This window comes from Caballeronia sp. LjRoot31 (genome assembly GCF_964253885.1).
Taxonomy (GTDB): domain Bacteria; phylum Pseudomonadota; class Gammaproteobacteria; order Burkholderiales; family Burkholderiaceae; genus Caballeronia.
Genome location: NZ_CAXURX020000002.1, coordinates 861,112 through 874,470 on the forward strand (window position 1 = coordinate 861,112; position 13,359 = coordinate 874,470).

Annotated in this window: 13 protein-coding genes; 8 read left to right on the forward strand and 5 right to left on the reverse strand. The window is 59.6% G+C overall.

Annotated features, from left to right (window positions below; genetic code table 11):
• Nucleotides 1-4 precede the first annotated feature (4 nt).
• The gene (locus tag ACSQ8V_RS22225) at nt 5-1,426 is read right to left on the reverse strand and encodes an MFS transporter (RefSeq protein WP_213762094.1); all 1,422 of its coding nucleotides are present in this window, start codon (nt 1,424-1,426) and stop codon (nt 5-7) included.
• A 358-nt stretch (nt 1,427-1,784) separates the two neighbouring features.
• On the opposite strand from ACSQ8V_RS22225, the gene ACSQ8V_RS22230 reads away from it, so the two are divergent.
• Together ACSQ8V_RS22230 and ACSQ8V_RS22235 are read left to right on the forward strand one after the other, a co-directional pair.
• Nucleotides 1,785-2,036, forward strand: a complete 252-nt coding sequence (locus ACSQ8V_RS22230; RefSeq protein ID WP_031360797.1) for a DUF1488 domain-containing protein — start codon at nt 1,785-1,787, stop codon at nt 2,034-2,036.
• A gap of 137 nt (nt 2,037-2,173) precedes the next feature.
• Nucleotides 2,174-2,854: a Pr6Pr family membrane protein gene (locus ACSQ8V_RS22235; RefSeq protein WP_213762282.1), complete on the forward strand. Its 681-nt coding sequence runs from the start codon at nt 2,174-2,176 to the stop codon at nt 2,852-2,854.
• Nucleotides 2,855-2,944: 90 nt separating this feature from the next.
• On the opposite strand, the gene ACSQ8V_RS22240 is transcribed toward ACSQ8V_RS22235, so the two are convergent.
• Complete coding sequence (locus ACSQ8V_RS22240; protein WP_436183726.1) at nt 2,945-3,334, reverse strand: tautomerase family protein; 390 nt, start codon at nt 3,332-3,334, stop codon at nt 2,945-2,947.
• Nucleotides 3,335-3,529: 195 nt separating this feature from the next.
• Between ACSQ8V_RS22240 and ACSQ8V_RS22245 the strand changes: the two genes are divergently transcribed.
• The gene (locus ACSQ8V_RS22245; RefSeq protein WP_436183727.1) at nt 3,530-4,444 is read left to right on the forward strand and encodes a LysR family transcriptional regulator; all 915 of its coding nucleotides are present in this window, start codon (nt 3,530-3,532) and stop codon (nt 4,442-4,444) included.
• Nucleotides 4,445-4,493: 49 nt separating this feature from the next.
• On the opposite strand, the gene ACSQ8V_RS22250 is transcribed toward ACSQ8V_RS22245, so the two are convergent.
• The 3 genes from ACSQ8V_RS22250 to kynU all read right to left on the reverse strand — a co-directional run bounded on the left by ACSQ8V_RS22250 (nt 4,494) and on the right by kynU (nt 7,607).
• Entirely contained in the window at nt 4,494-5,330 is an 837-nt protein-coding gene (locus ACSQ8V_RS22250; RefSeq protein WP_436207177.1) for a class I SAM-dependent methyltransferase, read from the reverse strand.
• 96 nt (nt 5,331-5,426) lie between these two features.
• Entirely contained in the window at nt 5,427-6,284 is an 858-nt protein-coding gene (gene kynA, locus ACSQ8V_RS22255; protein ID WP_436207987.1) for a tryptophan 2,3-dioxygenase, read from the reverse strand.
• Between the two features lie 72 nt (nt 6,285-6,356).
• Nucleotides 6,357-7,607: a kynureninase gene (gene kynU / locus ACSQ8V_RS22260; protein WP_436183729.1), complete on the reverse strand. Its 1,251-nt coding sequence runs from the start codon at nt 7,605-7,607 to the stop codon at nt 6,357-6,359.
• Between the two features lie 351 nt (nt 7,608-7,958).
• Between kynU and ACSQ8V_RS22265 the strand changes: the two genes are divergently transcribed.
• From ACSQ8V_RS22265 to msrA, 5 genes are all read left to right on the forward strand, one after another.
• Nucleotides 7,959-9,200 carry an ArgE/DapE family deacylase gene (locus ACSQ8V_RS22265; RefSeq protein ID WP_436207178.1) on the forward strand — a complete coding sequence of 414 codons (1,242 nt, stop codon included), beginning with the start codon at nt 7,959-7,961 and terminating at the stop codon, nt 9,198-9,200.
• Between the two features lie 286 nt (nt 9,201-9,486).
• Nucleotides 9,487-9,684, forward strand: coding sequence for a DUF3311 domain-containing protein (locus ACSQ8V_RS22270; protein ID WP_213762101.1), 198 nt, complete (start codon nt 9,487-9,489; stop codon nt 9,682-9,684).
• Entirely contained in the window at nt 9,681-11,165 is a 1,485-nt protein-coding gene (mctP, locus tag ACSQ8V_RS22275; protein WP_436207179.1) for a monocarboxylate uptake permease MctP, read from the forward strand. The genes ACSQ8V_RS22270 and mctP overlap by 4 nt, the downstream gene beginning before the upstream one ends.
• Nucleotides 11,166-11,365: 200 nt before the next feature.
• Complete coding sequence (bla, locus tag ACSQ8V_RS22280) at nt 11,366-12,262, forward strand: class A beta-lactamase (RefSeq protein WP_436207180.1); 897 nt, start codon at nt 11,366-11,368, stop codon at nt 12,260-12,262.
• A gap of 177 nt (nt 12,263-12,439) precedes the next feature.
• Nucleotides 12,440-13,180 carry a peptide-methionine (S)-S-oxide reductase MsrA gene (msrA, locus tag ACSQ8V_RS22285; RefSeq protein ID WP_436207181.1) on the forward strand — a complete coding sequence of 247 codons (741 nt, stop codon included), beginning with the start codon at nt 12,440-12,442 and terminating at the stop codon, nt 13,178-13,180.
• Nucleotides 13,181-13,359 lie beyond the last annotated feature (179 nt).

Genomic DNA, 13,359 nt, shown 5'->3' on the forward strand with positions numbered 1-13,359 from the left:
TTCGTCACTTGACCTCTTCCGCGCGACCCCGTGCGGACGCTCGCGAAGCAGAAATCCCGGCCCCTGCTTCAGCGGGCATCCGCAGGAACATCGGATAAGAAGTCATAACCACGAGCGCGGTAACAATGAACGCAGAGGCCAATTGCCATCGTTCGGCATGCGCGCCGGGGGCCACGATCATGGTGACTTGAATGGTCCCCGCCGCGACCGTCACACCGACCGCCTTCATCAATTGCTGAGCAGTGCCCTGGAATGACGTGGCGGCAGCAAGCCTGGTCTTGGGCACATCGGCGAAAGCGAGCGCGCCCATGGTGGCGAAGCTGAGCGAGCGCGACAAGCCGCCCACAAGCAGCAACAGGAAGATGGCGCCAGCGGGCCAGTTCTGCGACATGAACGAGCACACCACGAGCACGGCAGCAAACGACACACTCCCCGCGCACAGGACGGTCCGTACGGAGAAGCGCCTAAGTGCAAGCGATGTCATGGGGCGCATGCAAAATGATCCTAGCGCGCTGGCAAATGTGACGAGGCCGCTAGCGGAAGCGCTATAGCCGAAGCCGGTTTGCAACGTCAGCGGCACGAGAAAAGGCAGCGCGCCGGCACCGGCACGAAACAGACTTCCCGCAATAGTCGCAGCATGAAAAGTCGGAATCGCAAGCAGCGAGAAATCGACAGCAGGGTTGTCCACGCGGCGGCAGTGCCTGACGGCCATCCAGAACGTCAGCACGCCGGCAGCGACGCACGCAGGCGCGGCAAACGGCGGCAAGACCCCACGTCCTGCACATTCAATGCCGATCATGAACAGCGTCAGCGACCCGCCTATCAACATCATTCCACGCACGTCGGGCGGCGCATGATGTTCGGGAGGCGCGGCCGGCAGCAAGCGCCACGTCAGCAGCAAACCCACGATGCCTACCGGGACGTTGACCCAGAAGATACTGCGCCATGAGAGTGTATCGGTGAGAAAACCACCTAATGGCGGACCCATCAAGGGGCCGATAAGAGCCGGCATGGTGAGCCAGGTGGTGGCCTGCAACAACTCCTCGCGTTTGACGCCACGAAACAGGATCAGGCGTCCGACCGGCACCATCATGGCTCCGCCGATTCCCTGCACGATGCGCGCAGCAATCAACTGCGGAAGGTTCGCGGCCGCCGCGCACGCGAGCGAAGCCAGCGTGAAGGTTGCGATCGCCCACATGAAGACGCGCTTCGCACCGAAGCGATCAGCCACCCATCCGCTAGCGGGAATGAACACCGTCAGCGCAACCAGATAAGCGGTAATGGCGCTGCTCAAATGCACGGGGTCGACGCCAAGATCGCGGGCCATGGCAGGCAGGGCCGTCGCGACGATCGTACCGTCCATGTTTTGCATAAAAAGCGCGCTGGCTACAACGGCGGCGGTGATGCGGAAGTTGGCAGGTTTCACGAGGCGGTGAGCGTATTTCTGGTAGACCCAACGATGCACCTGCCAGCAAGGTGCCGAGGGTTCGATCGATTGCGTGGCACCAGAGTCTACTTGAACCGGCGGATACGATGCGAGAGCATTGCCGCGCCGAGTTCATTACAAAAGCCGTACAGGCACGGGGTGGGCGTGAAGCTTCAGTGCCTGTTAGCGGCGCGTTGCCACTCGATGAGAACCGATGAGACCGTTAGCCACTAGCGGCAATTGCTCTCTGGTTTACTTAGTGCTGGAACGTTAAACCCGGCGCCGGGAGTGCCAAGTCAGGGTAATTACTATGAATAACACCGTCGCGCGCGTCACGCTAATAGGACTAGGATGGCGTATGAAACTCAATTTTCCGAACCCAAGCCGTTCCTACGACGACTCCAGGCACTGCGTGTGCTTCTGGGGATATGACGGTTCACGCGAGATCTCATTCCAGATAGACGATGCGGCCCTCTCGAGTTTCAATCCGCAAATGGGGTCGGGCGAATCCGCCGTGCTCGCCGCCTTCGATCTGTATCGTGAACGCATTCTCCTGAAAGCCGAGGGCCTGTACGTACGCGGCTCGCAAAACATCTTCAAGATATCCTGAGCTTGATTGCACGCATTTGTTCCAGCTAGTTGCCGCGCGCTTTGGATCTGCGCTCTGCAGCTCTGTCTTGTCGCGTATAAAATCGCGGCATGTCCAAGCCGATTTCCTCGCAGCCTGAAAGCCGCACCCACCGCCAGATGCAAAGCCCGCCACAAGCGGGGGCAGAGCACGCGTTGCCTTTGCATACGCCGGGAACGGCGTCGTTATTGCTGGCCGCGTGCATTGCGGCAATAGCGTGGCTGGCGCTCGCTGCGCAAACCGATATCACGGTCCATCGAATGCTGGCCAGGGGCTTTAGCGTATTCGATGGATTTGAGCGCCTCAGCAGTTATCTGACGAACCTGACAGTATTTGCTGTTGCCCTTTGTTTTTCGTTTGTCGCTGCGCTTGGCCGCTCGCCGCTCGGGCGATTTTTTCGCAAGCCGCCGGTGGTGACAGCGGTCGTGGTGTACATCGTGTTTGTCGGACTGGCTTATAACCTGTTGTTGCGTTACCTGTGGACCCCGTCGGGGTATCGGGCGGTGCTCAACGAATGCCTGCACAGCATCATTCCGGTGTTGTCGGCACTCTACTGGGTGCTGTTCGTGCCGCGCTTTCATCTGACTCTGCGGCAATGCCTGCTGTGGCTGATCTATCCGCTAGGTTATCTTTGCATCACGCTTTGGCGCGGCAGCACGTCGGACTTTTATCCCTATCCGTTCATTGATGTCGGCGAACTTGGCTACCCGCATGTGCTGCTCAACGCGACCTTGCTCGTGCTGGCGTTTGTCACGCTGATGGGCGTGTTCATCGCGTTGAATCACAGGCGTGCGCATTAGCGCCGGACCGGATCGCCGCCGCTCGCCTATGGGCATGAACGACGGGTGTCTCCGGTGTCCCAGCGGTATCTCGTTACGTATGCGCGGCGACTACTTCGGCGCGTACTGCATGTCGCCATTGCCGAACGACCAGTCCTCGCGATTCACCTCGACCAGGCTGATCCAGACATCTTCCTTTCGTACGCCCGCCTTTGCGTGTACGCCGTCCGCCACCGCGCGGTAAAACGCTTTTTTCATCTCGATCGTGCGGCCGGTGTTCCATGTCACCTGGATAAATACGATCCCCGGCGTGTAGGTCACGCCCAGGTATCCCTGCGCCGGATAGATCAATTCGTCAGGGGCATGGCGCGTGATGATCTGAAACTTGTCGTGCTCGGGCACTTTGACTACATCGATCATTGCGTCGTACACGACGTCGCTGATTGCCTGAACGACTTCCGGCGACGCAGTCTGCGCGAGATTGATTCGAACGAGTGGCATGGCTTTGACCTCTGCTTAAGTGGGGAATAAGGGAATAGGGATGCGCTCGCCACGACATACGTGACGTGTTGTCGTGGTGAGAATGTGCGCACCGCGTTAAAAGACATCGCAGTCGCGTAGTTCGCCATTGAAGATTAGACTAGGTGGAAACTTGCATCAAGCGCATAGTTTTCATATGAACCATGAGAGTCAAGCATGTTATTCGAAGACCTTAGAACCTTGGTCGCGGTGCTCGACCATAACTCGTTGACGCGGGCGGCGGATGCACTGTCGCTGACGCAATCGGCTATATCGCGGCGGATTCAGCATCTTGAAGCTGTTCTTGGCGCGGAACTTCTGGACCGCAACAGCAAGCCTCCTCAAGCAACCGCGCTTGCGCGCCGGATCTACGAACATGCGGTCCCGCTGATGCGCAGCGTGAATCAACTGCTTGAGATTCCCCGGGAAGAGGCCATGCCGAGCGGGACGTTTCGCTTAGGCCTTTCGCAGGTCATCGCGGAGATTGTCCTGTTCGACGCGGTGATGCGTCTGAAAGCGGCGTTTCCGGCGCTGGAGGTTCAGTCGCATACCGAATGGAGCACGGGGTTGTTTCAGCAGGTCAGCCTTGGGAAACTGGACGCAGCAACGTTGCTGCTGCCATCTCCCAGCACGCTGCCGGCCAACGTGGCGGGCAGGCTTATCACGACGCTGGAAGTGCTGGTGGTCCAGAGCAAACGGCGGCCGGTGGTTGAGCGGCGCTCGACCATCAAGGCGCTGGCGGAGCAGGAGTGGATCCTCAACCCGCTGGGTTGCGGTTACCGCGCCGCACTGGAACGGGCGATGCAAGGGGCGGGGCGCGAACTCAGGTTAAGCGTGGATACACACGGCACCGAGATGCAACTGAAGTTGATTGCTGCGGGACTCGGTTTGGGACTTGTGCCGCGCACCTTGCTTCGCCAGAGTGTTTCGTATGCCGAACTATCTGTTGTTGACGTGAAAGACTTTTCACTCAGCCTTGATATCTGGCTGATCCATGCCGTCCAGCTGGGCAATTTAAAGGGGGCAGCCAGTGTGTTCGGGGATGCCGTAGCCGAGGGGTTCGCGAATGCCGCCGCTGGTCGCAGCCGTTAGGAAGCTGCGACCTTGCCATCGGGCATGCTTGCCGACGGCTTGACGAAACCTAAGGCTTGACGAAACGCAGCGTCATCCGGTCCGACTCGCCAATGGCGGCAAAGCGGGCGCGGTCAGTATCGCCGCCTCGATAGGTCGGCGGCAAGGACCACACGCCGTGCGGATAGTCCTTCGTATCGCGGGGATTGCTGTTGATCTCGCTGCGCGCGGCAAGCTTGAAGCCCGCTGCCTGTGCATGCTCGATCACATAGGCTTCAGTCAGGTAGCCGGTATCGATCATTTGCTGAACCGATGTACCCGGCACAGCGCGGTGCTCTTCCACACCGAGCACGCCGCCCGGTTTCAGGACCGAATAGAACGCACGCAGGTTGGCATCGACCTGACCGTCTTCTATCCAGTTATGAATATTACGGAACGTCAGCACGCGATCAACCTGCAGTCCTGCGGGCAAGCCGCTGAACTGCCCCGATTGCAACGTGCCGACCACAACCGTTCCGTAGATATCGGGCGCAGCAGCGAGCTTGCGCTCGAACGCGGCGTTACCCTTCGCTTCGCCAGCAGGGAGCGCCCCTTGCGGCGGCAGATACTGCGCTTCGTAAAGCGTGCCACGCCCCCGCAGATACGGCGCGAGGATGTCCGTGTACCAGCCGCCGCCCGGCGCGATTTCCAGCACGCTCTGGTTCGGTGCGAGGCCAAAGAATTCCAGCGTGTCTTTAGGGTGCCGGTAGACGTCGCGCGCTTGCGCCTTGTCTCCCCGATACGGCGCGGCAATGGCGGTATCGAGTGATGTCGATGCGGTGGGTGTTGCGCACGACGCTAGCAGCAGGGCTACGGGCAACGCCAGAAAAGCGCGCCGCATGAGACGGGGGGTAGGGAGCATTTTCATGCGGGTCATTATCGGGCAAAGCGCGCCGTTTGTCAGAGCGCGTCTGTTTTACCTCGCGCATATGGCCGGCTCGATATGAACCACGCAATCAAATGCTCAGAGCAACGTCCTGACGTGCCATAACTCGGGAAACAGCACGACATCCAGCATCTTTCGCAAATACAACGCGCCGCTGGTTCCGCCCGTGCCTTGCTTAAAGCCGATAATCCGCTCAACGGTGGTGACGTGGCGAAAGCGCCATTGCCGGAAAGAATCTTCAAGATCGACAAGCTCTTCCGCCATCTCGTAGAGTTCCCAATGCTGCGTCGGCTCGCGATACACCGTGAGCCACGCCGCTTCCACGCTGGCGTCGTGGGTGGTCGGCTGAGTCCAGTCCCGCTCAAGCCTCTCCGGCGCAATTGGGAAACCGCGGCGCGCAAGCAGGCGGATGACTTCATCGTAGAACGAGGGGGCCTCAAGCGTCGCCTTGACCTCGGCGAGCACGGTCGGCCTGTGCGCATGCGGCTTGAGCATTTGCACATTCTTGTTGCCAAGCAGGAACTCGATCTGCCGGTACTGATGCGACTGGAATCCGGACGATGCGCCCAGATAAGGCCGCATTGCCGTGTATTCAGACGGCGTCATGGTCGCGAGAACGCTCCACGCCTGGACCAGCTGATCGAGTATGCGCGAGACACGCGCGAGCATCTTGAACGCGGGCGGCAGGTCGTCGCGACGCACGGCAACGAGCGCTGCGTGCAGCTCATACAGCGCGAGCTTCATCCATAACTCGCTCGTCTGATGCTGCACGATGAACAGCATTTCGTTGTGGTCGGGCGAGAGCGGGTGCTGCGCCGAAAGGAGCGTATCGAGCGAGAGATAATCGCCATAGCTCATCGAACCGGAGAAGTCGAGCTGCGCGTCATGCCAGCCTTCGGGCTTCGGCTCAGCGTTACCGGCCGACCCGTAACCCATGGGACAGCCGCCCGTGCCTTCGCTTTCATGTGATTGTGTCATCGCGCGTTCTCCGCTTGCTCTACACTCGGGTCAGGTAACGGCGCCACGTTCGGCGAACTCGGGTGCACGCCATGCTTCGGTCGCAAGCACGTCGCGCAATGTTTCAACGGCATCCCATACATCTACATAACGTGTGTAAAGCGGCGTGAAGCCGAAGCGCAAAATGCGCGGCTCGCGGTAATCGCCAATCACGTTGCGCGCGATCAGCGCCTGCATGACCTCATAACCATGCGGATGTTCAAAGCTTGCTTGCGATCCGCGTTCGGCATGTGCCCGAGGAGTGACGAGTTGCAACGGGAAATTGCCGCAGCGTGTCTCGACCAGTTCAATGAACAAGTCGCTCAGTGCCAGCGACTTGCGGCGCAACGTTGCCATATCGGTCTGCCCGAACACGTCGAGGCCGCATTCGATCATCGACATGGAGACAATAGGTTGCGTGCCGCACAAGAACCGTCCGATACCGTCATCGGGACGATACTCGGGGCTCATTTCAAAGGGTTTTTTATGGCCCCACCAGCCGGACAGCGGTTGCGAGAATACGTTCTGTAGCCGCTTCGGCACCCAGATGAACGCGGGGGAACCCGGTCCGCCATTCAGGTACTTGTAGGTGCAACCGACGGCGTAATCCGCGCCGGCGCCGTTCAGATCGACCGGAACCGCGCCTGCCGAATGCGCCAGATCCCATACGGCGAGCGCGCCCGCCTGATGGATCACGCGGGTCAGTGCGGCCATGTCGTGCATGGCACCCGTGCGGTAGTTCACGTGCGTGATCATGGCGACGGCCGTGTTCTCGTCAATAGCGGTGGCGAGCTCGGATGCGTGATCCACGAGACGCAGTTCATATCCGCGATCCAGTTGTTCGATCAGGCCTTGAGCAATGTAGAGATCGGTCGGGAAATTCGAGCGTTCGGAGACAATGACACGACGCTTCGGGTCGCGCTCATTGGCTACCCGCAGCGCCGCCGACAGGATCTTGAAGAGATTGCTGGAAATGGTGTCAGTGACAACCACTTCGTCCTCGGCCGCACCAATCAACGAAGCCAACTGGTTGCCAAGCCGCTTGGGCAATGCGAACCATCCTGCCGTATTCCATGAGCGGATCAAACCGTCGCCCCACTCGCCGGTTATGACGGCGGCGGCGCGCGAGGCGGCGGCCTTGGGCGGCACGCCAAGCGAGTTGCCGTCCAGATAGATTGTGTCCTGGCCGAGCGCGAACTGGTCGCGCAAACTGGCTAGCGGATCGTCGCGGTCGAGTGCCGCAGCATCGTTTCTATGGTTCATTGAAGCGTATTCCGGTGAGATATTGTGTCCGTGCCTGACGGAAATCCGCGTCTCGCCGCCGTCTGGCAGAGCGCGTGCCCATGCCTGAAAGCTTAGCCGAGAACGGTCTTTAATTGATTGCGAAACAAACGCGGTGTATGAGTCCCGATGCAATTTTCTTCGATGAAAACCGCGCTTAAGCGCGATAAATTGATTGCCATCTGTTATGGGCGGCATTCGGGTGCGCTCACCAAGCCGCGCGCCGGGTCCGCTAAGCTGACGCCAGCTCGCCTGCAGCCGCGTTACTCGTTACCATGCTGCCAACCCTCAGCTTATTTATTTAGCTTAGTTATTTAGATCAAACCACCGCCCATGACTCACCACGTTCTTGCCTCGACCCTGACTGCCTGCGTCGATTATCACTTTGATCAGGAGGTCCAATTCCTTTCCGCGCTCGTGCAAAAACCGTCGGACAATCCGCCGGGCGATTGCGCGGGGCACGCGGAGATGGCGGCGCAATGGCTTGAAAGGATCGGCTTCACGGTCGAACGCCACGTAGTGCCGGCCGGCGACGTCACACGTGCCGGCATGATCAGCGCGACGAACCTGGTGGTTCGCCATCGCTTTGGCGCGGGACCGGTGATCGCGCTGAACGCGCACGGCGACGTGGTGCCGCCGGGTGACGGCTGGACCGCCGACCCGTACGGCGCCGAGATTCGCGATGGTTTCATGATCGGGCGCGGCGCGGCGGTATCGAAGTCGGACTTCGCCACCTATGCGTTCGCGTTGAAAGCATTGATCGAGAGCGGCGCGACGCTCGGCGGGACGGTGGAGCTGCACCTGACCTATGACGAAGAAACCGGCGGATTGATCGGGCCGGGGTGGCTGTTGAAGAAGGGCATCGTGAAGCCCGATTACGCCATCTGCGCGGGTTTTTCTTATTCGATCACGACCGCGCACAATGGCGCGATCCACCTGGAAGTCACGGTGCGGGGCAAGTCGGCGCATGCGGCGCGACCCGATACCGGGCACGACGCGCTGGAGGCCGCTACGGCCGTGCTGAATGCGCTGTACGCGCATCGGGCGGCATTGCGCGAGATCCACTCGCAGACGCCAGGAATCGATCATCCTACGTTGGTGGTGGGTCTGATCAAAGGCGGCATCAACACGAACGTGGTGCCTGACAAGGTGAGTTTGCGACTCGACCGGCGCGTGGTGCCGGAGGAGAATCCGCAAGACGTGCTCAAGCAATTGAAAACGCTGATCACGGCGTCAGTGAAAGGCTTGGCGGGTATTAGCGTGGAGATAGAAGAGGTGCTGGTGACGTCGCCGTTGCGCTCGCTTGACGGCGCAGAGCGCTTGTCGCAAGCGTTGCAACGCGCGGCCCGGGTTACGTTGCAACGTGACATTCCTACCGAAGGCGTGCCTCTTTATACCGATGCCCGCTTGTACTGCGAAGCGGGCGTACCGACCGTCATTTACGGTGCCGGTCCGCGGACGTTGCTTGAGGCTAACGGACATCGGGCCGACGAGCGCGTTGCGCTTGAAGACTTGAAGGTCGCGACGAAAACAGTTGCGGTTGCGCTTGCCGATTTGCTTGGGCAAAAACCCTAAACGTTTCTGTGTTTCGTTCCTTTGCCGGCTAGCAAAGGAACGAAACCTGTAGTGGTCGTATCCCGCACTGGCGCGGATAAAGGCCAAAGACGTATCGCGCTTTGGAAGCCAATCGCTAGCCTCGGTCTCCCCGATCGACCGGTATTCCTGGCGTCTCCCGCTTGAGTATTCAGCACGTCTTTAAAAACTCGAACATAATCCGCGGTGTCCTTATTTCGAGCTTCGCTACGCCGCCCGGCCGTCGCGAAGTGAGACGGGCCGAACCTCAATCTCGAATCAAACCACTATGAAAACATCCGAAGAGACAACGCATTCCTGGCTTTGGCTGGTCTTGCTCATTCCGTACATCGCCTTGCTCTGGCTGCCATTTTATAACGATACCCGCCCGTCTTTTGCAGGTTTCCCATTCTTCTACTGGTATCAGTTCCTTTGGGTACCGCTGACTTCGCTCATCATTTACATCGTGTATAGAGGTGTCAAATGAGCGATATCGTTCCGGTCAATCCGGTAGCCATGACGGTTTTCATCGCTTTCTTCCTGCTGGTGACGGTAGTGGGATTTTTCGCGGCGCGCTGGAAACGCGGCGACCTGACGCAACTGCATGAATGGGGTTTGGGCGGCCGCCAGTTCGGCACTGTAATTTCGTGGTTCCTGGTAGGCGGCGATTTCTACACCGCCTATACCGTCATTGCCGTACCCGCCCTGGTCTATTCAGTGGGCGCATATGGTTTCTTCGCGCTGCCTTACACCATCATTGTTTATCCGTTTGTCTTTGCCGTCATGCCGAAGCTATGGAAGATCGCTCACGCGAAGAACCATATTACGGCAGCCGATTATGTGCAGGGCGAATATGGCGGCAAGTGGTTCCCGGCGGCCGTGGCGGTGACCGGCATTGTTGCGACCATGCCGTACATTGCCTTGCAACTGGTGGGCATGCAGGTCGTGATCAAGGGTCTGGGCGTGAGCGGCGAGTTGCCGCTGATTGTTGCGTTCGTGATCCTCGCGCTCTACACGTACACCAGCGGCTTGCGCGCGCCAGCCATGATCGCGTTCGTGAAGGACATCATGATTTATATCGTGGTGATCGCGGCGGTCTGGCTGATTCCATCGAAACTAGGCGGCTATGCGCACGTGTTCGATGCCGCTGACCAGTTCTTCAAAGCCAAGGGCGGTGCGACCGGCATCATCCTCAAGCCGACGCAATTCACCGCCTATGCATCGCTTGCGTTGGGTTCGGCGCTTGCCGCGTTCATGTATCCGCATACCATGACCGCGGTATTGTCGTCGTCGTCGGCTGCGACCGTGCGCAAGAACGCTATCTTCCTGCCGGCCTACACGCTGCTGCTCGGCCTGATTGCGTTACTCGGTTATATGGCGATTGCTGCGGGCATCAAGGTGCAATCCGCGTCCGACGTCGTGCCCGCGTTGTTCGGTCAGTTGTTCCCTTCGTGGTTCGTCGGCTTCGCGGCCGCGGCCATTGCGATCAGCGCGCTCGTGCCGGCGGCGATCATGTCGATCGGCGCAGCGAACCTGTTCACGCGTAACCTGTGGCCGCTGATGGCGCGTGACATCACGCCCGAGAAGGAAGCGAAGACAGCTAAGCTGGTGTCGCTGGTTGTGAAGTTCGGCGCGCTGCTGTTCATTGTGTTCCTGCCAACCCAATATGCAATCGATCTGCAATTGCTCGGCGGCGTGTGGATCCTGCAGATATTCCCGGCCATTGTGTTCTCGCTATACACACGTCGCCTGAACACGCCGGGCTTGTTCCTTGGCTGGCTGGCCGGGATCGTGCTCGGAACCGGCATGGCGATCGTACAGGGTTTGAAGCCGGTGTTCGCGCTGCATGTAGGGGGCTCGACGTATCCGCTGTATATCGGGCTGATTGCGCTGGCATTGAATATTGTGGTGGCGTTTGTTGTATCGACGCTCACGCCGCGCCGCGCACACGTTCAGCAGGCGACGTAAGAAGAGGGCAAGCGCGCCATCGCGCAGGTCGATGTGTCAAGATTTTTTGCGCGTCGGCCGAGCCATCTTTACGGCGCTGGCGCGCGTGGTTTGTGCTTTCCGTGTCGGGCCTGTAAGCTTCGGCGACGAGCACTCCGTGCTCGTCGCTCATCCCTGTGATTCGCAACACCTCCGCAACGCTTTCCTCCGTTTTCAATCCGATGCAACATTCAATCGTTTACTCCCCGCGCCGCCGTTCATTGCTGACGGCTGCTGCCATGCTCCCCTTTGTCGGCGCGTGTACGTCGTGGCGTGCGAGCGCCGCCAGCTCATTAGCCGAAGACCAGTTGAAACAACTGGAAAGCACTGCTGGAGGGCGCCTTGGCGTAGCTGCGCTGAATACCGCTGATGGCAAGCAGGTGAACTATCGCGCGAACGAGCGTTTCCCGCTTTGCAGCACGTTCAAACTAGTGCTAGTGTCCGCGGTTCTCGAACAAAGCGCGCTTCAAAAGGGCTTGCTTGAGCGCCGGATCCGCTATACGCAGAGCGAACTCCTGTCGTGGGCGCCCATCACCAAAAAACAGATCGCTACGGGCATGACCGTCGCGGAACTCTGCGCCGCCGCGCTGCAATATAGCGACAACACGGCAGCCAACCTGTTGATGAAACTGGTCGGCGGCCCGGAAACGGTGACTGCGTTCGCCCGCTCGATTGGCGATAACCAGTTCCACCTGGATCGCTGGGAGCCTGAATTGAATACGGCGATACCGGGCGATCCGCGCGACACATCCACACCGGCAGCGATGGCGCAAAGCCTGCAACGCGTAACATTAGGCGATGCGCTAGGCGCTTCGCAACGCGGGCAACTGCAAACATGGCTGCTAGGCAATACCACCGGCGCTGACAAAATCGCTGCCGCTTTGCCGGCGCATTGGGTGATCGGCGACAAGACCGGTTCGGGCGACTACGGTACGACGAACGATATCGGCGTGCTGTGGCCACCCGGAAAACCACCAGTTATCCTGACCATCTACCTCACTCAACGAGAGCAGGATGCAAAGGCGCGTAATGACGTGGTGGCGTCGGCGGCGCGGATCGTCGTGGGCGTGCTTGCGTGAGGGGTGTCTGGCGCACCTCGTCCTGACCTTTCCCTGACCTTTCGATGACATCTTTGTCATCAAGCTTCGACACGTCTCCGGGCGCGCTAACATGACGCAAGAGGACGACGCTTAGGCTCCCGGCAGCCAAACGCCTGGCGGGCGCCTAAGCGTCGTCCTGAAACCCGGAGGCTCTCCATGATTTCCACGAAGCAAAATCCTGCCACGTTCCTGCGCTCACGCGGCGCGGCGCTGTTGGCGGCTATCGGCCTGGGCGTCGGTATCCTGTTCGCATCCATGCATCCGGCGCATTCTTCCGAAGCCGCGGTCGTCATTGCCCCGCCCGCGCTCGACGAACCCGCGAACGGCGCACACCAGGAAACCGCCGTGTTGGCAGGGGGCTGTTTTTGGGGCGTTCAAGGCGTGTTCCAGCACGTGAGCGGCGTGACGAAGGTTGTGTCGGGCTACTCTGGCGGTCAGCCCCAGACCGCGCAATATGAAACCGTCAGCGGGGGCCAGACAGGTCACGCCGAGTCAGTGCAGATCACTTATGACCCGACGAAAATCACCTACGGCAAGTTGCTGCAGATCTATTTCTCGGTCGCTCACGACCCGACGGAATTGAACCGGCAAGGCCCGGACAGCGGAACGCAATATCGTTCGGCAATCTTTCCGGCCAACGACACGCAAAAACGCATCGCGCAAAGCTATATCGCGCAACTCGACAAAGCGCATGTTTTCTCCTCGCCGATCGTGACGAAGACAGACCCGCTCAAGGGGTTTTATCCTGCCGAGTCTTATCACCAGAACTATTTGACGCTGCATCCGGATGCACCGTATATCGCGATCAACGACCTGCCGAAGGTCGAGAACCTGAAGCGCCTGTATCCGACGCTTTATCGCGACAAACCGGTGCTGCTGAGCGTGGCATCGCAGTAATAGACAGGCATAGACCAGGCGGCGGACTTAAAATCCGCCGCCTGACGGCTTGCGGGGTCGTGTTCGATCTCCGTTACCAGCGTCCATAGAGCTTCCGGAGAACGGATGCAATTCCTGGGAAAACAGCGGTGTTTTTTGCCACCGCAGTGAGTGCCGGGGAATTACACCTAGTACCCGCC